Here is a 19,034-nt window from a genome sequence, read left to right as displayed (position 1 = left end):
ACCCGGCGGGTCCGTTCCTAGCTTTTCTTACAAACGTAGAAGAAAGACCGCGTGCTCCGCCAAGAGGTTGGCCGCGGCGGGCCGGGTACGGCGTCCCCTGGCCAGGAACCAGGCGCGCTCCGCCGTTACGCCGCGGTCGTCGAGATGGGCGCGGAAATCGTCCACGGTCAGGTGATGGATGTTGGGCGTGTCGTACCAGCGTTCGGGCAGGAGCCGCGTCACCGGCATGCGCCCGCCCCAGAGCAGTGACGCCCTGACACGCCAGTGCGCGAAGTTGGGAAACGACACGAACGCGCGCCGTCCGATGCGCAAGAGTTCGTCGAGCACGCGGTCGGGCGCACGCGTCGTCTGCAGCGTCTGGCTGAGGATCGCGTAGTCGAAGCCGCCGTCCGGGTAATCGGCGAGGTCGACGTCCGCGTCGCCCTGCACCACCGACAGCCCGCGCGCGACCGCGGCGGCGACGTTCAACGGGTCGATTTCCAGCCCGCGCGCGTCCACGCCCTTGCCGTCGCGCAACGCCGCCATCAGCGTACCCTCGCCGCACCCCACGTCGAGCACGCGCGCGCCCGGCTCGATATGGTCGGCGATGACGCGGAGGTCGGGGCGCAGCGTCACGTGCCGGCCATCAGCTTGACGAGGTCCGGCGAGAGCCGCTCCATCAACCGATCGGGTCGGGCGAGCGGCCCGAAGCCGAGCGCTTCGTACATGCCGTGCGCGTCCCATGTCGCGAGCGCGAACCGCCGCACCGTCGCGTAGTCGGGATGGTCCAGGAACCAGCGGACCATCCGCCGCCCCAACCCCCGCCCCCGCGCAGGCTCGGCGAACCACACATCCGCGATCCAGGCGAAGGTGGCGCGGTCCGTGACCGTTCGGGCATAGCCGACCTGCTCGCCGTCGAGATACGCCCCCAGGCAATGTGAGCCTGCGACCGCGCGCTCGACGAGCGGACGCTCGATGCCGGGCGACCAGTAGCTGGACGCGAGCCAGGCGTGCACGCGGTCGAGCTGCAGCCGCGCCTTGTCGTCGCTCAACTCGATCACGCCACCGACCTCAGGAACCCGTCCACAACCCGGCTCAGCTCCGGGCTCTCCAGCAGGAACGCGTCGTGGCCGAACGGGCTCGACAATTCCACGAAGCTCGCCGCCGCGCCCGCGGCGTTGAGCGCGTGGACGACGCCGCGCGATTCCGCGGTCGGATAGAGCCAGTCGGTGTCGAAGCTGACGACGCAGAAGCGCGTGGCCGTGCCGCGGAACGCGTCCGCCAGCCGCCCGCCATGCTCCTCGGCCAGGTCAAAATAGTCCATGGCGCGGGTGATATAGAGGTAGGAGTTGGCGTCGAACCGGTCGACGAAACTTAGCCCCTGGTGGCGCAGGTAACTCTCGACCTGGAAGTCCGCATCGAAGCCGAAGCTCTTCGCGTCGCGCGCCTGGAGCTTGCGCCCGAACTTCTCGGTCAGCCCGGCCTCGGACAGGTAGGTGATGTGCGCCGCCATGCGCGCGACGGCGAGGCCGGCGGCGGGCGGCTCGCGGTCGTAGTAATCGCCGCCGCGCCAGTTCGGGTCGGCCATCACCGCCTGGCGGCCGACCTCGTGGAAGGCGATGTTCTGCGCGGTGTGGCGCGCGGTCGACGCGATCACGACGGCGGCGCGCACGCGATCGGGGTATGTCGCGGCCCAGGAGAGCGCCTGCATCCCGCCCATCGACCCGCCCACCACCGCCGCCAGCCGTGCGACGCCGAGATGGTCGAGCAGCATTCCTTGCGCGCGCACCATGTCGCGGATCGTGATGACCGGGAAACGCATCGCGTAGGGCCGCCCGGTCGCCGGGTCGGCGCTCGCCGGGCCGGACGAGCCCATGCAGCTGCCCAGCACGTTGGCGCAGATCACGAAGTGGCGGCTGGTGTCGACAGGCTTGCCGGGCCCGACCATGCGCGTCCACCAGCCCGGCTTGCCCGTGCGCGGGTGCTCGGAGGCGACGTGCTGGTCGCCCGTCAGCGCGTGGCAGACGAGCACCGCGTTCGACGCGTCGGCCGCGAGCGTGCCGTAGGTCTCGTACGCGATCTCGACGGGCGCGAGCGTCGCGCCGCCGTCGAGCCGGAGCGGCCCGGAAAGCGTGACGGTGCGGGACGGGCCGAAGCGCCGGTCGGAGGACATGGTGGGCGGGATAGAGGCGAGACACGCGCGCGCCAACCTCCTCCCTCCTTCGTCATGCCGGACTTGTTCCGGCATCCATCGTGGTGCGAGCGATCCGGCCGGAGTGCGCGTACGACGATGGACCCCGGAAGAGAGAACCCAGCAAAGTATTACTTTGTTGGGGACCCAAGTCCGGGGTGACGGGGAAGACGTCACCGAGCGGCGGTTTCCTAAACCGCAGACCCTCGTTACAGCCCCACCCATGAACGCACCCGTCCCCAAGCAGTGGATTATGGACATCGCCCCCTATATCCCGGGGCGCTCGACCACCGACAGCGGCGCCAAGGCCGTCAAGCTCTCCTCCAACGAGAACCCGCTCGGCACGCCGCCCGCGGCGCGCGAGGCGTTCCTGTCCGCCGCCCGCGATCTGGAGCGCTACCCGGACGCGAGCGGCTCGATCGTTCGTGACGCGCTGGCGGCCCGCCACGGGCTCGACCCTGCGCGCATCATCTACGGCAACGGCTCGGACGAGGTGCTGCACCTCGCGGCGGGCGCATTCAGCGGGCCGGGCGACGAGGTGATCTTCGTCCATTACGGCTTCGCGGTGTACGAGATCGCGGCGCGGCGCACGGGCGCCACGCCCGTGATCGCGCCCGACAAGGACTACGCCACCGACGTGGACGCGATCCTGGCCTGCGTGACGGAGCGCACCCGCATCATCTTCGTCGCCAACCCCAACAATCCGACGGGCACCTTCGCGCCCCGCGAGGAGATCGCGCGGCTCCATGCGAACCTGCCCGCACACGTGCTGCTCGTGCTCGACCACGCCTATGCCGAGTATATCGACGGCGCGGACGACGACGGCGGCATGGAGCTCGCCCGCACCGCGCCCAACGTGCTCGTCACGCGCACTTTCTCCAAGATGTACGGGCTCGCCGCCGAGCGCATCGGCTGGGGCTATGCCGCGGAGCCGATCATCCAGGCGATGCACCGCATCCGCCTGCCCTTTTCCATGACGATCGCCGGCCAGCGCGCCGCCGTCGCCGCGCTGGCGGACGAGGAGTGGGTGACGCGCTGCCGCGCCGATAATGCGCGCCTGCGCCGCTGGTTCACCCAAGAGATCGCCGCGATGGGCAATGCCGGCCTGCGCCCGATCCCGAGCCAGGCCAATTTCGTGCTGGTCGTGTTCGAAGGCCCGCTCACCGCCGAGGCCGCGTACAAGGGGCTGATGGACGAGGGCTATATCGTCCGCTGGCTCCCCGGCCAGGGCCTGCCCCAAGGCCTGCGCATCACCATCGGCACCGAGGAGGAGACGCGCGGCGTGGCCGCGGCGCTCAGGCGGCTGGTCGAGCGGGCTGCTCCAACGCGTTGATCGCCGCGTGCACCCGGGCCTCCGCCTCCTCGCGCGGCAGGCCGGGCGGCACGACCTCGCCGAAGCGGAAGGTGATCACGCCCGGCCGCTTGGGTCCGCGCCTAGGCCAGACGAGCCCGCTGTCGCACGCCACCGGCACGACGGGCAGCTTGAGCGCCTTGTACAGGCCGGCAAAGCCCGACTTGAGCGGCGGCATCTCGCCCGGCTTCACGCGCGTGCCCTCAGGAAAGAGCAGCAGCGACCGCCCCTCCTCCTTCAGCGCTGCGCCCTCCGTCATCATGCGCCGGAGCATCTTCGCCGACGCCTCGCGATCGACGGCGATGCGGCCATACACCTTGGTGGCGTAGCCCCAGAACGGGATCCGCGTCAGCTCCTGCTTCAGGATGATCGCCGGCCCGCCCAGGATCAGCGTCAGCTCGACGGTCTCGTACATCGCCTGATGCTTGGCCGCGAACAGCACGGGATAGTCGGGCCAGCTCCCCTCGACGCGCACCCGGACGCCTAAGATCAGGCGCGTCGTCCAGCGATGCCAGCGGAACCAGACCTTGGCGTGCTCGATCATCGGCCGCCGCCCGAACAGCGCGGTGATCGGCACCGACATGACGATCGGCACCGACCCGGCGTAGAAGACGAGCTGAAAGAGCAGCGTGCGGAGCCGTTTCACCCGCCGATCCCCACCCACAGCGCCACGCGCCGCAGCAGCAGCTTGTTGTACTCGTTGAACAGCGTGCCCAGCCTGGGCTCCGTCTTGACCCCGTCGCCCAGGATCACCGCGTCGCGCCCCATCGCCGCCTCCAGCTCCATGCGCGCGCGCGGCAGGTGCCAGTCGGAGGTGACGAGCCGCACCGTGCGGTAGCGGTGCCCGCGCAGCCAGCGCGCCGTCTCCTCGGCGTTGGAGCGCGTGTCTACCGCCTCGCCGCCCAGATCGACGCAGCAGCGGAAAAGCCGTCCCGAGTCCGGGTACGTCGCCGCCAGGTCGCGCGGCCGCACGCCGGGCGCGACGCCCGTCACCAGCATGCGCTTGGCCTGCCGCTCGCGCATCAGCTCGAGCCCGCGGTCGATGCGCCCCGGCCCGCCGGTGGGCACCACCACCGCGTCGGTCGTCGACCCCTCGAGCGGGCCGGGCAGCGATACGGCGAAGCCCGCGAAGCCGAGCCCCCAGAGGATCAGCAGGACGGAGAGGAAACGGCTGATCACAGCGTGCGCTTCAGGTCGGCCAGCACCGCCCGCCTTGCGGCGAGCGTGGCGAGCAGGATGAAGAGGAGCGGCACGGCGGCGAGCGCGGTCCACTCGCCCCGCCCGAGCGTCGCGCCGCCCAAGAGCTCGGAGCCGAGCGCGCCAAGCTGGCGGCCGAGCAGCCACACAATCGCCAAGGCGGCGAGCCCGCCCACCCCGCCGCCCAGCAGAGCGTCGAGCGCGATGCGGCGCTGGAACAGGCGCGCGACCTGCACGTCCGTCGAGCCGAGCATGTGCATGACCTCGATCGTGCCGCGATGCGCCTCCAGCCCGCTCCGGACCGCCAGCACCACCACCGCCAGCGTCGCCGCCGCCATCAGCGCAACGAGCGCGGCGGCGAGTGCGGTCAGCAGGTCCATGAAGCGGCTCACCGGCGACATCCACTCCTCGTGCCGGTCGACGCGCGCGTTGGACGCTGCGCGGCGGACGACGTCGGCGACGCGGGGCGCGGCGTCCTCGCGCCGCAGGTCGACGTCGATCAGCGCAGGGACAGGCAGCGCGCCGGAGGAGGCCGACGCCCCCAGCCACGGCTCGATCAGGCGCTGCAGCTCGGCGCGGTCAACTAAATCGACGCGGAGGACGTCGGGATGACGGCGGAGCAGCTCGGTCACGCGCGCCGCGGCCCGGTCGCGCGCGGCCGGGTCGCCGTCGACCACCTGCACCGTCAGTCTCCCTGCGAGCTGGCGGTCGAGCGTCCGCGCCGCGCCCAGCGTGCCCAGCCCCAACGCGGTGGCGAGCACGGTGAGGAACAGCATGATCCCCATCACCGCCGTCATCGCGCGGAACCCGCCCGCCTCGTCGAGGACGCGCGTCTGCGACCGATCGCTCATTCGGCGGCCTTGGGCGGGTAACGTAGCGCGCCCGTTGGATCGTGCAGCCGCCCGCGGTCGAGCCGCATCAGCTGCGCGTGCGGCACGCGGCTCAAGAGGTGCAGGTCGTGCGTCGCGATGACGATCGTGGTGCCCAGCCGGTTGAGGCTGTCGAACAGGTGGAGCAGCCGCTCGGCCATGTCCGGGTCGACATTGCCCGTGGGCTCGTCGGCGACGAGCAGCTCGGGCCGGGCGATCACCGCGCGCGCGATGGCGACGCGCTGCTGCTCGCCGCCCGACAAGGTCGCGGGCCGGGCGTGCGCGCGCTCCGCCAGCCCCACCCAGGCGAGCATCTCGCGCACGGGCTGCTCGAGATCCGCTTCCACGACGCCCGCGACGCGCAGGGGCAACGCGATATTGTCCCAGGCCGACAGGTGCGGCACGAGCCGGAAATCCTGGAACACGACGCCGATGCGCCGGCGGAAGCCCGGCAGCCGCGCGCGCGGCAGCGTCACCGTGTCCTCGCCGAACAGCCGGATCACCCCGCGGCTGGGCCGCTGGGCGAGGTAGAGGAGCTTCAGGAGCGACGTCTTGCCCGCGCCTGACGCGCCGGTCAGGAAGTGGAACGACCCCGCGCCCAGCTGAAAGCTGACGTCGGTGAGCGTCTCCTCTCCCGCGCCGTAGCGCAGACCGACATTCTCGAACTGGACGATGTTCGTCATGCTTGCCCGTAGCGCCGCGTCCGCGGCCGTTCCCTCACGCCCCGATGCCGGCTTTCGCACGGGCGGGGCCGCCGCGTCCAGCGCCCGGACGCTTGCAAAAGCTCGGAGTAGCGTGCTTGAGTGCGGGTTAACCGACGCGGGCTCCTCCCGCACGCCCCTAGGTTTCGCGCCGATGATCCTGGAATGCCCCGAGTGCAGCACGCGTTACCTGGTGCCCGACAGCGCGATCGGCGTCGCCGGCCGCACCGTGCGCTGCGCGCAGTGCCGGCATAGCTGGTTCCAGGCCCCGCCAGCGCCCGAGCCGACGCCCGCCGCCGAGGTGGAGCACGCCGCGCCTCCACCCGCTCCGCCGATCGCGCCGGAGCCCGCCCCCGCGCCGGAGTCTCGACCGATCGTCGCGGCGTCCGAGCCCGAACCCGAGCCGGTCGCTCCCCCTTCCCCGCCGCCGCGGCCCGAGCCGCTCCGCGCGGAGCCGCCGGTGCGGACGCCGCCCTATCTCGAAGCGGTGCCGCTGAGCCCTGCAGTCTCGTCGCCGCCGCGCCGCAACCCTGCGCGCCGCTGGACGGCGGCGGCGGTCGCGGCCGGGCTGCTCATGCTCGCCGGCACGGGCGCGATCCTGTGGACTGGCGCGCCGGGGCTGGCGAGCCGGCTGGGCGTATCGTTCGGGACCGAGGAGAGCCCGCTCCAGATCCGCAGCGATCCTATCGAGCGCCGCGAGCTCGACAACGGTTCGGAGCTGTTCGCGGTGAGCGGCCAGGTGGTGAACCCCACCGACGAGCGGCAGCGCGTCCCCGACATCGTCGTGGAGCTGCGCGACGCGCCCGGCGACCGAGGCCGCGTCGTCTATAGCTGGACGATCACGCCCGAGCGGCGCACCTTGGGACCGGGCGCTGCGCTGCAGTTCAACTCGGCGCAGCTCGACGTGCCTAACACCTCCAAGGAATTGGCGCTGAGCTTCCGCGGCGAAGAGGGCTGATCTTGCCCGTTGCGCCCCGCCGAACGATCGGCTAGGGGCGCTCGCCTACCGACCGCGGGCCTGGCCCACGGTATGGCACGTGCGGTCGTGGCGGAACTGGTAGACGCGCAACGTTGAGGTCGTTGTGTCCGAAAGGACGTGGAAGTTCGAGTCTTCTCGACCGCACCATTCCCCGAAATAGCGAAGGGCGCTGGCGGATCGCCGCTCGCGCCCCCATGTGGGGCTCGATGACCAGCCGCATCGCCAGCCTCATCGGGTGCCCCGCTTGACCCCGTACATCAACGCCGTCGGCACTGCGGTGCCCCCTAACGATGTCCACGACGTGTTCATCGATTGGGCGCGCGACAAGGTGGAGCCGCGCGCGCTCAAGCTGTTCGACCGCATGGCGATGCGCTCGGGCATCCGGCACCGCTGGTCGGTGCTGCCCGCGACCGCGTTCCAGGCGCTGGCCGAGGAGCGCGGCTTCTACAACGGCGTCTTCCCCGGCACCGCCGCGCGCATGGAGGTCTATGCCGAGACCGCGCCCGAGCTGGCGCTGGAGGCGATCGCCGACTTAGGGGAGCGCGCGGAACTAGGCGGAATCACGCACTTCGTGGTGGCGAGCTGCACAGGCTTCGTCGCGCCCGGCATAGACCAGATCATCGCGCGCCGCCTGGGGCTGTCGCCCTCGGTCGAACGGCTGCTGGTGGGCTTCATGGGCTGCTACGCGGCGGTGGCGGCGCTGCGCAGCGCGCGCCACATCGTCCGTTCCGACCCCCAGGCGCGCGTGCTCGTCGTCACCGTGGAGCTGTGCACGCTGCACCTGCAGGACACGGGCGACCTCGAATCGCTGCTCGCGCAGCTCCAGTTCGGCGACGGGGCGGCGGCGGCGCTCGTCACCGCCGAACCTCGCGGTTTCGCGATCGACCAGCCCTTCGCGACGACGCTGCCGGAAAGCCACGAGCTGATCCGCTGGAACATCACCGACCAGGGTTTCGTGATGCATCTGTCGGGCGAGGTGCCCAACCGCATCGCGCAGGCGCTCAGTCAGCGCGCGGTGGCCGAGGCCGCCACCGGCGGGCGTGCCGCCGCCGAGCTCGACGGCTGGGCGGTGCACGCGGGCGGACGCTCGATCCTCGACGCGGTGCAGAACGCCTTTGCGCTCGCGCCCGACAAGCTCGACGCGTCGCGCGCCGTGCTCAACGACTATGGCAACATGTCGTCGGCGACGCTGATGTTTGTGCTGAAGAAGCTGCTCGCCGGCCCGCCGGTCGAGCAGGGCCTGGCGCTCGCCTTCGGACCAGGGCTCGCCGCCGAGGGCTTCGGCTTCCGCAGCGCGGTGGAGCGGCCGGTACGGCGCGCATCGGCTGAGCCCGAACTGACCGCCGCATGAGCCTCGCCGTGCGCGCCACGGCCGAGGAGCTGATGGACGCGGCCGACCTTGATCCCGCGACCTACGCCCGGGTCGTCGGCGACCTCGCCAAGGTCAACACCGTCACGCTCGCCAGGCGTCCTACGCTCGCCTTTCTCAAGCGCGCGATGACGGGGCGGCGCACGCTCCGGCTCCTCGACGTGGGCTTCGGCGACGGCGATATGCTGCGCAGCATCGCACGCTGGGCCGTGCAGCATGATGTCGCCGCCGAGCTGGTCGGCGTGGACCTGAACCACCGCAGCGAGCTGGCGGCGCGTGCCCACACACCCGCGCACCTGCCTATCCGCTACGTCACCGGCGATTACGCCGACATGGGCGGCGGCTGGGACGTGGTCGTCTCCAGCCTCGTCGCGCACCACATGACGCACGACCAGCTCGTCGCCTTTCTCCGCTTCATGGAGGGCCATGCGCGGAGCTGGTTCGTCAACGACCTCCACCGGCACTGGTTCGCGTACACCGGCTATCCGCTCCTCGCGCGGGTCGCGGGCTGGCATCCGATCGTGCGCTACGACGGCAAACTGTCGATCGCGCGCTCCTTTCGTCCCGGCGAGTGGCGCGACCTGCTGGACGAAGCGGGCGTCGAGGGCGCCCGCGTGTTCCGCGCATTTCCCTTTCGCCTGTGCGTCGAGCGGCTCCGCTGATCCTGGGCGGCGGGCCGGCGGGCAGCGCCGCCGCGATCACGCTCGCGCGCGCGGGCGTGCGCCCGATCGTGCTGGAGCGTACCCGCGAGACGGGCGACGCGCTATGCGGCGGTTTCCTCAGCTGGCGCACGCTCGACCGCTTGCGCTCGCTCGGCCTCGACGCGGACCGGCTCAACCGCCGCCGCATTACGCGCGTCCACGTTTTCGCCGAAGATCGCGAGGCCCAAGCCCCCCTGCCTTTTCCCGCGCTCGCCGTATCGCGGCATAAACTTGATACACTCATGCTTGAGCTTGCGGACCGGGCCGGCGCGGGCGTCGAGCGCGGCGTGACGGCGCGGACGGCGGCCGGCCGCGAGGTCACGCTGGCGGATGGCGCGACGCTTGATCCGCCAGCGTTGTTCCTCGCGACGGGCAAGCACGACCTGCGCGGACTCGCGCGGCCCAAGCCCGACGGCGACCCGACGCTCGGAATCCGTGTGCGCCTCCGCCCGTCGGACGTTGAGCGCCGTCGGATCGAGGACGCGATCGAGCTGCACCTGTTCGACCGCGGCTATGCAGGGCTTGCGGTGCAGGAGGACGGCAGCGCGAACCTGTGCCTGGCCGTGCGCCGGTCGCGGCTGCACGAGGCGGGCGATCCCGAGCGCCTGCTCCAGGGCATCGCCGCGGAGCTGCCCGCCTTCGCCGACCGGCTCGACATGCGCCCCGACGCCGCGCCGACCGACGCGGTGGCGAACGTGCCCTATGGCTGGCGCGCCACGGACGGCGCCGCCGGGCTGTTCCGCCTGGGCGACCAGGCGGCTGTCATCCCGTCGCTCGCGGGCGAGGGCATGGGAATCGCGGTGGCGAGCGGTTGCTCGGCGGCCGGCGCGTACCTGCGCGGCGGCGCGGACGCGAGTGTCCGATGGCAGTGCAGCTTTGCGCGGCGTGCCGCGCGCCCGGTGCGCGTAGCCGGGCTGGTACGCGATCTCGCGGAAGGACCAGTGGCCGCCCCCGCCCTGCCCTGGCTCGGCCGCGTGCCCGGCCTCCTCCAGATGATCGCGCGCGCCACCCGGATCAGATGACGCGGCTTGAACATGACCCGCAGGGGGCCGACATGATGTCCATGGAACGCCTGGACCTATCCGAGACCGAGTGGCGCAAGCGCCTGTCGCCCGAGCAGTACCATGTGCTGCGCGAGGCGGGCACTGAGCGCGCCTTTTCCGGCATGTACAACGACAACAAGGCGGACGGCCTCTATCGCTGCGCCGGTTGTCAGCTCGAGCTGTTCGACAGCGCCGACAAGTACGACAGCGGCTCCGGCTGGCCCAGCTTCACGCGGCCGGTCGAGGAGGACCGCGTCAGCAATCATCGTGACACCAGCCACGGCATGGTGCGCGTGGAGACGCGCTGTGCACGCTGCGATGGCCATCTCGGCCACGTATTCCCGGACGGTCCACCGCCGACCGGTTTGCGTTATTGCATGAACTCGGTTTCTCTCGACTTCAAGTCGAGAGAAACCCGGCCGGCGTAGCGCAGCTACGATCGACGACGCGGCTTGGCCGCGGCGCGATAGAGAAAGTGATCCACTATCGATTGCGTCGCGGCAAAGCCGCGCCGTCGGACGACGCGGCCGGTGAACCCGGCCGGTCGCCGGCCGGGCTCGCCGCTTATTGCGGCTCGCCGTTCTTGTCCGGTTAACCACGACCCGCTAATCCTGCGGGTCTCCCATGCCCGCTCGCACCCGCTCGCCTTGGCGTCGACGCATCGTCCGAACGCTGCAGATTCTCATCGCGCTCGGCGTGCTCGCGCTGGGCGCATTGGTCATCGCGGTCTACGTCACGCGGTCGCAGCTGCCGAGCTACGAGCAGCTGAAATCCTCGCCGAACGGCCAGATGATCCGCGTGCGCGCCGCCGACGGCTCGCTGCTCGTCTCGCTAGGCCCGAGCTACGGCGAGTGGCTGCCGTACAACCGCATCCCGCAGGTCATGCGCGAGGCGACGATCTCCGTCGAGGATCGCCGCTTCCGGTACCATCCCGGTGTCGATCCGATCGGCTTGGCGCGCGCGGTCAAGGTGCGGTTCGAGCGCGGGCGCTGGGTCCAGGGCGGCTCCACCATCACGCAGCAGCTCGCGCGCAACGTGTTCCTATCGAGCCAGAAGAAGTTCGGCCGCAAGTTCCGCGAATGGATCCTGGCGCTCGCGCTGGAGCGGAAGTTCAGCAAGGACCAGATCCTCGAGCTCTACCTCAACAAAGTCTATTATGGCGGCGGCGCCTACGGCATCGACGCCGCGAGCCGATTGTTCTTCGGCCACAGCGCGAACCGGCTGAACCTGTCGGAGGCGGCGATCATCGCGGGCCTCGTCAAGGCGCCGTCCAACTACTCGCCCACCGCCGACGCCGAGGCCGCGCAGGGCCGCGCGGGCGTGGTGCTGCAGACCATGGTGGAGACGGGCGCGATCACGCCGGCGCAAGCCGCGGAGGCCGATCCGGACGCCATCAAGCTGCAGCCCCCGCCGCGGCAGAACAGCGTGCGCTACTTCACCGACTGGGCGCTGCCGCAGCTCGACGTGCTGATCGACGAGCAGGACGCGCCGCTGGAGGTATGGACCACGCTCGACCCCGCGATGCAGCGCGCCGCCGACGCGGCCGTGCGCGCCAACACGCCCGCGGGCGTCCAGGGCGCGCTGGTGTCGCTCGACCGCGACGGCGCGGTGCGCGCGATGGTGGGCGGGAAGGATTATGTCAGCTCGATCTACAACCGCGCGACGCAGGCGCAGCGGCAGCCCGGCTCGGCGTTCAAGCTGTTCGTCTATCTCGCGGCGCTCGAAGCGGGGCGCAAGCCGGAGGACAGCGTCGTCGACGAGCCGGTGACGATCAACGGCTGGAGCCCGCGCAACGACAGCCGCCGCTATTCCGGGCCCGTCTCGCTCCGCACCGCGTTCGCCTACTCGCTTAACACGATCGCGGCGAAGCTGGGCCAGGAGGTCGGCTTCTCGACGGTCGCCGACATGGCGCGGCGCTTCGGCATCACCACGCCCGTCAACACGCAGCCGTCCATGGTGCTGGGCACCAGCAACGTGCGCCTCATCGACATGACGCGCGCCTTCGCGAGCGTGGCGGCGAACGGCGTGGCGGTGGTGCCCTACGGGATCACGCGCGTGACCGCGGACGGCCAGACCATCTACCGGCACGAGGTCGACCGCGACCGCGTGCTCGTGGCCCCTTACGTCGCGGCGCAGATGACCGACCTGCTCCAGACCGCCGTCAACGCCGGCACGGGCCGCGAGGCGCAGATCGGGCGGCCGGTGGCGGGCAAGACGGGCACGACCACCTCCGCCAAGGACGGCTGGTTCCTAGGCTTCTCCAGCGGCCTGACGACCGGCGTGTGGATGGGCCGCGATAACAACCGGCCCGTAGCAGGGCTAGCCGGCGGCCGCGCGCCTGCGCGCACCTTTCGCCAGTTCATGACCGCCGCGGTCGCCAAGCGCCCGATCGAGCAGTTCCAGACGGAGGTGACGCTCCCCGACTGGCAGCTCGAGCCCGACGAGGAGAGCTATTTCGGCGCGCCGGACAATGCCGTGTTCGTCGACGACGACGGCGTGCCCGTGACGCCGCAGCCCGGCGAAGGCGTCACCGTCGGCCCCGAGTTGGCGCCCGCGCCGCCGCCGGTCGGGGAGGACGCGCCGAGCGAGCAGCGCCTCGACCAGGACTGGATCGACCGCGCCACCGGCCGCGACCGGCCTCGCCGCGAGCCGCCCCCGCCGCCTCAGGACGACCTGCCGACCCAGTGAAGCCGCGCCCCGTTCGCGCGCAGCCAGGCACGCGCCGGGGCCGGATTGTCGCCCAGCAGCTCGGCGACGAGCGCGTGGAAGGCGGGACCGTGGTTCATGTGGACGCGATGCGCGACCTCGTGCGCGACGGTGGCGCGACGTACCCAGCCGGGCGCCAGGATCAGCCGCCAGCTATAGCGGATCGCGCCCGAGCTGGAGCAGCTGCCCCAGCGCCCGCGCGGGTCGGCGACGGCGACGGCGGACACGTCCACGCCCGCCTTTCCCGCGAACTCCGCCGTCTCGCGCTCCAGCAGGTCGAGCGCCGCGCGCTTGAGCCACGCCTCGACGCGGCGCGGCAGCGTCTCGGGCGGCCCCTCCAGCGTCAGGCGGTCGCCCTCGCGCCGGACCGCGAGGCGCGGGCCGGGCCGCCAGTCGACCGCGAGCCGCTCGTCGGCGACCTCGACCGTGGTTCCCGGCGCAAAGGGCCGCGGCTGCGGCAGACGGGCGCGCTGCTCGGCGATCCAGTCCGACTTGCCCTCGGCCCAGGCGAGCGCGGGCTTGAGCGCTGCGCGGGCGGGAATGACCAGCTTGGCGCGGCCGCTCGCCGGGTCGAAGGTCAGCCGCGCTCGACGTGCGCGCGGGTGGCGCACGACTTCGAAGAGCTCGGTCACAATTCCCGATCGACCAGATGATGCTCCAGGTCGCCGACATCGTCCTCGCTGACCGTCCAGCCGCGGACCGACTGGCCGGCGCGGTGTACCGCTTCCCGGTCGCCGCAGACGAGGTGGTGCCATGACGGCAGCGGCTCGCCATCGGCGCGCAGGCGATAGGCGCAGGTGGACGGCAACCACTCGATCCCGGCGACGTTGCCCGCCGTCAGGCGCACGCATTCGGGCACATAGGCGCGGCGGTTGCGGTAGTCGGAGCACAGGCCCGTGCGGCGGTCGAGCAGGCGGCACGCGACGTTGGTGGGCAGGAGCTCGCCCGTCTCCTCGTCTTCGAGCTTGTGGACGCAGCATTTGCCGCACCCGTCGCACAGCTGCTCCCACTGCGCGCGGTCGAGCGTGTGGAGCGGCTCTTCCCAAAAAGGCGTCACCGGACCCAGCGCTCCAGCTCGGCGGCGACCGCGTCGGCGCCCTTGTCCTGCGGGATCAGCGCCACGGGGCGGCCTTGCGGGTCCATGAGGTAGGATTGACGGCTATGGTCCATTAGATAGCCGCCGCCGGGCGACGCCTCGCCCTTGGCGTAGTAGACGGCGTACGCCTTCGCGATCTGGCCGATCGCCTCCGCGCTCCCGGTCAGGCCCAACATGCGCGGGTGGAACGCGTCGGTGAAGCGGGCGAGCACGTCGGGCGTATCGCGCGCGGGGTCGATCGTCACGAACACGGGCGTGATCTTCGCGGCGCGTGCCGCATCCTCGGCCTCGAAGCGCTTCAAACCCGCCGCGATGTTCTGCGCGTCGGTAGGGCAGATATCGGGGCAGAAGGTGTAGCCGAAATACATGACCCGCCACTTGCCGGCCAAGTCGCGGTCGGTGACCGTCCGGCCGTCCTCGCCCGTCAGCGCGAATGGTCCGCCGATCCTCGCGCCCGCTAACGGCGGCGCTTCCGGCGGCTCGGCCGCGCCGCAGCCGGACAAGGCCAGCGCCGCGCCGGCGAGGAGGGCACGAATGTTCATGACGGGGCCAGCCTTGATCTGATAGCGGCGGGGAACACAAGCCACCTATTTGGGAACGGACGGCATGTCGCCAAGACCTCTCCTCGCCATCCTCGTCGGAGCCGCGATCTTCGTCGCGCCCTTCATCGCCGGCGCCGCGGGCGCGCAGATGCAGTCGGAGAGCTACAAGTTCCTTCAGGCGGTGCGCGAGGCCAAGGGCAACGACGTGATCGCGATGGTGGACCGGCCGGGCTCCCAGATCATCAACGCCCGCGACATCACCAGCGGCGAAGGCGCGCTGCATATCGTCGTGAAGCGCGGCGACAAGACCTATACGACCTATCTGCTCCAGAAGGGCGCGAACCCGAATCTGCGCGACGGGCGGGGCGCCACGCCGCTGCTGCTGGCAGTGACGGGCGGCCACGCCGAGCTCGTGCCCGTGCTCATCGCGGGCAAAGCGAACGTAAACCTGGGCAACGGCGCGGGCGAGACCCCGCTCATCTTGGCGGTGCAGCGCCGCGACGTCGCCATCGCGCGCGCGCTGCTCGCCGCGGGCGCCGATCCCGACCAGACCGACAACAACGCCGGCATGTCGGCGCGCGACTACGCGCGTCGCGACGCACGTAACCCGGCGCTCGCCAAGCTGCTGGAGGAGGCGCCCAAGCGCACCGGCCGCGCGGCGGCCGGCCCTCGCCTCTAGACGCTGTACGCCTCCGGGTCGGTCAACGACAGCAACCGCCGTGCGGCGCGGCGCGCGAAGGCGAGCGTGCAGCGCTTGCGCGCGTGCGCGGGCAGCGGCTCGGTATGCGCCTCGCGGATGATCGCCGCGTCATATTGGTCCGCGACGATCACGCCCGTGCGCTCGGGCAGGAAGGCGGGCCCGTCGAGCGGCCCCAGGTCGAAGCCCGCGGGCAGCGCCCAGTAGAAGCGGTCGCACTGGCTCAGATAGTCGGGCCACTTGCCGTCGCCGAACAGGTCGGCGCGCGACACCTTGATCTCGACGATGACGATCCGGCCTTTCGCGTCGATCGCCATCAGGTCCGCGCGACGGCCGTTGTCGAGCGGCACCTCCTCCATGGCGGTGAGGTCGTGACGGAGGAACAGGCGGGTGACGCCGCGGGCGACGTCGGCGGCGCAGAGATTGCCGGTAGCCGGGTCTAGGCAGGAGGCGGGCGGCTCGATCAACATGCCGCCCGCTCTAGAACATCTTAGGAACCTAGCAAGGTGTTCCGCTCTCGGCAGCGCCGCGGCGAGCCGAAGGCGACCGGAGCGAAGCGGAGATCTACCCGCGTCGTCGGACGCAGCTGCGCCGCGCCGGCCGGGTTCGGGCGTCTCGCTTCCAGCTTCCAGCTAGGTGTGTGCGCTACGCCGCGGCGAAGCCGCGTCGTCGATCGACGCGCGCGAGGAAGGCTCGCGCGGTTGTCGGACGATCTTGAGCATCTCGCTTCGAGCTTCGCTCGGCGCGTGCGCTCAGCGATAGAAGATATGGTTCCCGATCAGCGCGACCTTGGTCAGACGACCCGGCAGGCCCACGCGGCGGCCGTTGAAGAACAGCGCCTTGGGCGCCGGGCTTTTCCAGGCGTCGGCGAGCGCGACCTTGGCGACGGCGACCGCGGTCTTGTACATGCGGTTGGCCGCGTCGACGCTGGGCAGCACGCCCCGGCGGACGAACGAGAACTGGCCTCGCTGCTTGACGACGCCGCAGATGTCGGACGCGAACCGGCCGGACTTGGCGCGGTTGATCACGACCTCCGCGACGGCGAGCTGACCCGCGAGCGGCTCGCCCTTGGACTCGTAAAAGATGGTGGTGGCGAGGCAGCGTAGCGCCTCTTCGTCCTCCACCGAGCCGTCCCGGTGCGCGTCGACGGCCTCGTCGAGCGTATCGAAGCTCGCCGGCGTCGGCTCGGGCGCTTCTGGAGTAACGGTCGGAAGAATCTGCGGAACCGGCGTCGGGGCGACCGCGTTGGTGGCGGGCGTGGTGAGAGACGCGGTATTGATGGCGGACGGCTCGATCTGGGCCGCTTGGCTGGGTTTGCTGGTGGAAATGAGGCCACCGAGGGTGAAAGTCATGACCGCGATCGTCGCGGCGCGCTGAAAAAACGTCATCGACCCATTCGTACGTGCGGTGGGTTCGCGGACGTGCGAGCGAGAGGCCCCATTCCCCTCAGCACCCGTCCGGGATCGCCCCCCGACTGCGTCACCGATCCGTATCGCACACGGGCTCGGCACAACGCGATTGCGATAGGTTAGGCCTTCGCGGACCGGTTCCGTTCCGTCAACGTGCGCCTATCGTTTCAGCGGCGAAGCGTTCACCGTCCGGGATATCCAGTTCGATCACCCACAGATCCGGGTCGCGATCGCGCCGTTTGCGCCAATAGGACTCGACCGAGTCCGGCGAAGTATCCGCCGGAGTCGAGTCGATCATCGTGGGATGGCCCGTCGGGCCCAGACCGCGCTCGAACAGGCGGGTTTGGTTAACGCGATCGAGCGTGATCAGCAGAAACGCGCCCGACTCCGGATCGCCCTTGGCGCGCACCGCCGCGAAGCCGCCGGCGTCGTGGACGCGCCGGATCAGCGCGGACGCGAGCAGCGCGGAAGGCAGCCGCTCGCTCAAGCGGCCCGATACCCCGGCAGCGTCGCCAGCGGGATGCGCGAGCGCATGAAGGTTCCCGTGCCGCGCGCGACCTCCTCGCCAGACGCGTCCACCAGCCGCGCGTCGGCGACGTACACTCGTCGCTTGCCGCTGATCCATCGGCCTTCGGCGACGACGGGACCCGCGCCCAGCGGCCGCGTGAACAGCAGGTTGAACGCGGTCGTCAGCAGGAAGCGGTCGGTGACCAGGCTGTTCGCGGCGTAGAAGGCCGCGTCGTCGAGCATCTTGAAATAGCCCGTACCGTGCGCCGCGCCGGCGGCGTGGAAATGGCGCTCGTCGAGCGTGAAGCGGATGCGCGACACGCCGGGTGCGACGATCTCGAGCTCGGACTCGAACAGCCCGTTGATCGGGGCGGTCGCGTAGAGGGACTCGAGCGCGCGATGGTGCGCCTCCTCGCCTTCAAGCGGCGTCACGCGCCTCATCCGTCGTGAACAGGGCATAGAGCGCGTCGCGCGAGCCGGCGCCGCGGAGCTTGGCGAGGAAACGCGCGTCGCGGAGCAGGCGGGAGACGCGGGCCAGCGCCTTCAGATGCTCGGCCCCGGCGTCCGCGGGCGAGAGCAGCAGAAAGACGAGATCGACGGGCAGGTCGTCCACCGCCTGATACTCGATCGGCTGCGCCAGCCGAGCAAAGGCGCCGGTGATCTGCTTCAACCCGTCGATCCGCGCATGGGGGATGCCGACGCCGTAGCCGAAGCCGGTGGAGCCCAGCCGCTCGCGGTCGGTGACTCGGTCGGCGACGAGGCGCGGGTCCAGCTCGACCTGGGGCGCGACGAGCGCCGCCATCTGGGCGAACAGCGTCTTCTTGTTGCCCGCGCCCATGTCGGTGACGACGGCTTCGGGCCGCAGAAGGTCGCTCAGGTCGGTCATGCGTGGTCCCGTCGCGCCGGGGTTGGCCCCGGCGGTGCGGAGCGCGCCCTAGCGCGGCGGTAGGTGGGTGGGAAGAGTAGGTTGGGACGGCCTGGTTGAGCGCCGCGGCGAAGCCGCGTCGTCGGTCGGGACTTGCGGCCCCGCCGACCGGCTCAGGCGGGTGCGGGCTCGCTTATGCTCGTCCGCACCTCGGCCTAGCGATGCTAGGCCGTTCCCGCCCGAGCATCATGCGGCTCCACCCACCCTATCGTCCCGTCCCCCCGCCGATAGACCATATTGTGCTCCCCCGTTCCCGAGTTCTTGAAGAACAGGGCGGTGGTGTTGCGGAGGTCGAGCATCATCACCGCGTCCGACACGCTCGCTTCCGGCACGTCGGTGCGCGTCTCGGCGACGATGAGCGGGGCGTCGGGCGCTTCGGCCTCGTCGTCGCGATGCTCCTGGAAAAGCGTGTAGCGGGCGTTGTCGTTGGGGACCGCCGCCTCGATCCGCTCCGCGGCGTCGACATTGTGGTGGTCCTTCAGCCGGCGCATGTAGCGGCGGAGCTGCTTCTCGATGCGGTCGGCCGCGCCGGCGAAAGCGACCGGCGCCTCCTGGGCGTCGTGGCGGCTCTTCAGCACCAGGCCCTTGATGACGTGGGCGACGATGTCGCAGGTGAATCCGTTGTCGTGCGGTCCCTTGCCGAAGGTGACCTGGGCCGAGATGGCCCGCGCAAAATATTTGTCGGCGATGGCCTGGAGCCGGTCCTGAGCCTGCGTGGTGAGCGCGTCGCCCACGTCCACCTGGTGGCCTGAAACCCGTATCTCCATGGTTT

24 protein-coding genes and 1 tRNA gene are annotated in these 19,034 nt (G+C 71.0%); 9 read left to right on the top strand and 16 right to left on the bottom strand.

The genetic code is table 11. From position 1 onward, the window contains the following. Nucleotides 1–27 precede the first annotated feature (27 nt). The 3 genes from metW to metX are packed head-to-tail and all read right to left on the bottom strand — an operon-like array spanning nucleotide 28 to nucleotide 2,152. On the bottom strand, nucleotides 28–615 hold the full coding sequence (gene metW, locus CKY28_RS07635) for a methionine biosynthesis protein MetW (RefSeq protein WP_095997767.1): 588 nt from the start codon (nucleotides 613–615) through the stop codon (nucleotides 28–30). After that, nucleotides 612–1,040, bottom strand: a complete 429-nt coding sequence (locus CKY28_RS07630) for a GNAT family N-acetyltransferase (protein WP_095997766.1) — start codon at nucleotides 1,038–1,040, stop codon at nucleotides 612–614. The genes metW and CKY28_RS07630 overlap by 4 nt, the downstream gene beginning before the upstream one ends. After that, nucleotides 1,037–2,152 carry a homoserine O-acetyltransferase MetX gene (gene metX / locus CKY28_RS07625; protein ID WP_095997765.1) on the bottom strand — a complete coding sequence of 372 codons (1,116 nt, stop codon included), beginning with the start codon at nucleotides 2,150–2,152 and terminating at the stop codon, nucleotides 1,037–1,039. Before metX ends, CKY28_RS07630 begins: the two co-directional genes overlap by 4 nt. Nucleotides 2,153–2,393: 241 nt before the next feature. Between metX and hisC the strand changes: the two genes are divergently transcribed. Next, nucleotides 2,394–3,503 carry a histidinol-phosphate transaminase gene (hisC, locus tag CKY28_RS07620; protein WP_095997764.1) on the top strand — a complete coding sequence of 370 codons (1,110 nt, stop codon included), beginning with the start codon at nucleotides 2,394–2,396 and terminating at the stop codon, nucleotides 3,501–3,503. Here hisC and CKY28_RS07615 read toward each other — a convergent pair. The 4 genes from CKY28_RS07615 to ftsE are packed head-to-tail and all read right to left on the bottom strand — an operon-like array spanning nucleotide 3,466 to nucleotide 6,270. After that, nucleotides 3,466–4,167, bottom strand: coding sequence for a lysophospholipid acyltransferase family protein (locus CKY28_RS07615; protein ID WP_095997763.1), 702 nt, complete (start codon nucleotides 4,165–4,167; stop codon nucleotides 3,466–3,468). The genes hisC and CKY28_RS07615 overlap by 38 nt on opposite strands. Next, entirely contained in the window at nucleotides 4,164–4,700 is a 537-nt protein-coding gene (locus tag CKY28_RS07610) for a YdcF family protein (RefSeq protein WP_176473008.1), read from the bottom strand. Before CKY28_RS07610 ends, CKY28_RS07615 begins: the two co-directional genes overlap by 4 nt. Further along, nucleotides 4,697–5,569 (bottom strand): cell division protein FtsX, encoded by an 873-nt coding sequence (locus tag CKY28_RS07605; protein WP_095997762.1) that lies wholly within the window; start codon nucleotides 5,567–5,569, stop codon nucleotides 4,697–4,699. Before CKY28_RS07605 ends, CKY28_RS07610 begins: the two co-directional genes overlap by 4 nt. Next, on the bottom strand, nucleotides 5,566–6,270 hold the full coding sequence (ftsE, locus tag CKY28_RS07600) for a cell division ATP-binding protein FtsE (protein ID WP_095997761.1): 705 nt from the start codon (nucleotides 6,268–6,270) through the stop codon (nucleotides 5,566–5,568). The genes CKY28_RS07605 and ftsE overlap by 4 nt, the downstream gene beginning before the upstream one ends. A 172-nt stretch (nucleotides 6,271–6,442) precedes the next feature. Here ftsE and CKY28_RS07595 point away from each other — a divergent pair, with 172 nt between their 5' ends. The 7 genes from CKY28_RS07595 to CKY28_RS07565 all read left to right on the top strand — a co-directional run bounded on the left by CKY28_RS07595 (nucleotide 6,443) and on the right by CKY28_RS07565 (nucleotide 13,068). Continuing rightward, nucleotides 6,443–7,246 carry an MJ0042-type zinc finger domain-containing protein gene (locus CKY28_RS07595; RefSeq protein WP_095997760.1) on the top strand — a complete coding sequence of 268 codons (804 nt, stop codon included), beginning with the start codon at nucleotides 6,443–6,445 and terminating at the stop codon, nucleotides 7,244–7,246. Between the two features lie 81 nt (nucleotides 7,247–7,327). Continuing rightward, nucleotides 7,328–7,414, top strand: a tRNA-Leu gene (locus tag CKY28_RS07590). A gap of 88 nt (nucleotides 7,415–7,502) precedes the next feature. Further along, nucleotides 7,503–8,618: a type III polyketide synthase gene (locus tag CKY28_RS07585; RefSeq protein ID WP_095998544.1), complete on the top strand. Its 1,116-nt coding sequence runs from the start codon at nucleotides 7,503–7,505 to the stop codon at nucleotides 8,616–8,618. Further along, a complete protein-coding gene (locus CKY28_RS07580) occupies nucleotides 8,615–9,298 on the top strand; it encodes a methyltransferase domain-containing protein (protein WP_095997759.1) in 684 nt (227 codons plus the stop codon). The genes CKY28_RS07585 and CKY28_RS07580 overlap by 4 nt, the downstream gene beginning before the upstream one ends. Continuing rightward, nucleotides 9,277–10,359 (top strand): NAD(P)/FAD-dependent oxidoreductase, encoded by a 1,083-nt coding sequence (locus CKY28_RS07575; protein WP_095997758.1) that lies wholly within the window; start codon nucleotides 9,277–9,279, stop codon nucleotides 10,357–10,359. The genes CKY28_RS07580 and CKY28_RS07575 overlap by 22 nt, the downstream gene beginning before the upstream one ends. 41 nt (nucleotides 10,360–10,400) lie before the next feature. After that, nucleotides 10,401–10,808, top strand: coding sequence for a peptide-methionine (R)-S-oxide reductase MsrB (gene msrB / locus CKY28_RS07570; protein ID WP_095998543.1), 408 nt, complete (start codon nucleotides 10,401–10,403; stop codon nucleotides 10,806–10,808). Nucleotides 10,809–11,004: 196 nt separating this feature from the next. Then, nucleotides 11,005–13,068, top strand: coding sequence for a transglycosylase domain-containing protein (locus tag CKY28_RS07565; RefSeq protein ID WP_095997757.1), 2,064 nt, complete (start codon nucleotides 11,005–11,007; stop codon nucleotides 13,066–13,068). Here the strand turns inward: CKY28_RS07565 and CKY28_RS07560 are convergent. Genes CKY28_RS07560 through CKY28_RS07550 form a run of 3 tightly spaced genes read right to left on the bottom strand, consistent with a single transcriptional unit; the run spans nucleotide 13,044 to nucleotide 14,724 of the window. Further along, the gene (locus tag CKY28_RS07560; RefSeq protein WP_095997756.1) at nucleotides 13,044–13,718 is read right to left on the bottom strand and encodes a M48 family metallopeptidase; all 675 of its coding nucleotides are present in this window, start codon (nucleotides 13,716–13,718) and stop codon (nucleotides 13,044–13,046) included. The two genes, CKY28_RS07565 and CKY28_RS07560, sit on opposite strands and share 25 nt — an antisense overlap. Beyond that, nucleotides 13,715–14,143 carry a YcgN family cysteine cluster protein gene (locus CKY28_RS07555; RefSeq protein ID WP_425442489.1) on the bottom strand — a complete coding sequence of 143 codons (429 nt, stop codon included), beginning with the start codon at nucleotides 14,141–14,143 and terminating at the stop codon, nucleotides 13,715–13,717. Before CKY28_RS07555 ends, CKY28_RS07560 begins: the two co-directional genes overlap by 4 nt. After that, nucleotides 14,140–14,724: an SCO family protein gene (locus CKY28_RS07550; RefSeq protein ID WP_095997754.1), complete on the bottom strand. Its 585-nt coding sequence runs from the start codon at nucleotides 14,722–14,724 to the stop codon at nucleotides 14,140–14,142. Before CKY28_RS07550 ends, CKY28_RS07555 begins: the two co-directional genes overlap by 4 nt. 64 nt (nucleotides 14,725–14,788) lie before the next feature. On the opposite strand from CKY28_RS07550, the gene CKY28_RS07545 reads away from it, so the two are divergent. Beyond that, on the top strand, nucleotides 14,789–15,403 hold the full coding sequence (locus tag CKY28_RS07545) for an ankyrin repeat domain-containing protein (RefSeq protein WP_095997753.1): 615 nt from the start codon (nucleotides 14,789–14,791) through the stop codon (nucleotides 15,401–15,403). On the opposite strand, the gene CKY28_RS07540 is transcribed toward CKY28_RS07545, so the two are convergent. The 6 genes from CKY28_RS07540 to hpf all read right to left on the bottom strand — a co-directional run bounded on the left by CKY28_RS07540 (nucleotide 15,400) and on the right by hpf (nucleotide 19,029). Continuing rightward, nucleotides 15,400–15,891: an MmcB family DNA repair protein gene (locus tag CKY28_RS07540; protein ID WP_095997752.1), complete on the bottom strand. Its 492-nt coding sequence runs from the start codon at nucleotides 15,889–15,891 to the stop codon at nucleotides 15,400–15,402. The genes CKY28_RS07545 and CKY28_RS07540 overlap by 4 nt on opposite strands. Nucleotides 15,892–16,173: 282 nt before the next feature. Next, the gene (locus CKY28_RS07535; RefSeq protein ID WP_245841708.1) at nucleotides 16,174–16,773 is read right to left on the bottom strand and encodes a cell wall hydrolase; all 600 of its coding nucleotides are present in this window, start codon (nucleotides 16,771–16,773) and stop codon (nucleotides 16,174–16,176) included. A 205-nt stretch (nucleotides 16,774–16,978) separates the two neighbouring features. Next, a complete protein-coding gene (locus tag CKY28_RS07530; RefSeq protein ID WP_095997750.1) occupies nucleotides 16,979–17,317 on the bottom strand; it encodes a DUF1491 family protein in 339 nt (112 codons plus the stop codon). Next, on the bottom strand, nucleotides 17,314–17,778 hold the full coding sequence (locus CKY28_RS07525) for a PaaI family thioesterase (protein ID WP_095997749.1): 465 nt from the start codon (nucleotides 17,776–17,778) through the stop codon (nucleotides 17,314–17,316). The genes CKY28_RS07530 and CKY28_RS07525 overlap by 4 nt, the downstream gene beginning before the upstream one ends. Next, nucleotides 17,756–18,223, bottom strand: coding sequence for a PTS sugar transporter subunit IIA (locus tag CKY28_RS07520; protein WP_095997748.1), 468 nt, complete (start codon nucleotides 18,221–18,223; stop codon nucleotides 17,756–17,758). The genes CKY28_RS07525 and CKY28_RS07520 overlap by 23 nt, the downstream gene beginning before the upstream one ends. A gap of 203 nt (nucleotides 18,224–18,426) precedes the next feature. Then, nucleotides 18,427–19,029: a ribosome hibernation-promoting factor, HPF/YfiA family gene (gene hpf, locus CKY28_RS07515; protein WP_095997747.1), complete on the bottom strand. Its 603-nt coding sequence runs from the start codon at nucleotides 19,027–19,029 to the stop codon at nucleotides 18,427–18,429. Between the last annotated feature and the right edge of the window lie 5 nt (nucleotides 19,030–19,034).

It is taken from the genome of Sphingomonas lenta (assembly GCF_002288825.1).
GTDB lineage: Bacteria > Pseudomonadota > Alphaproteobacteria > Sphingomonadales > Sphingomonadaceae > Sphingomonas > Sphingomonas lenta.
This window is presented reverse-complemented; position numbering and strand designations above follow the sequence as displayed.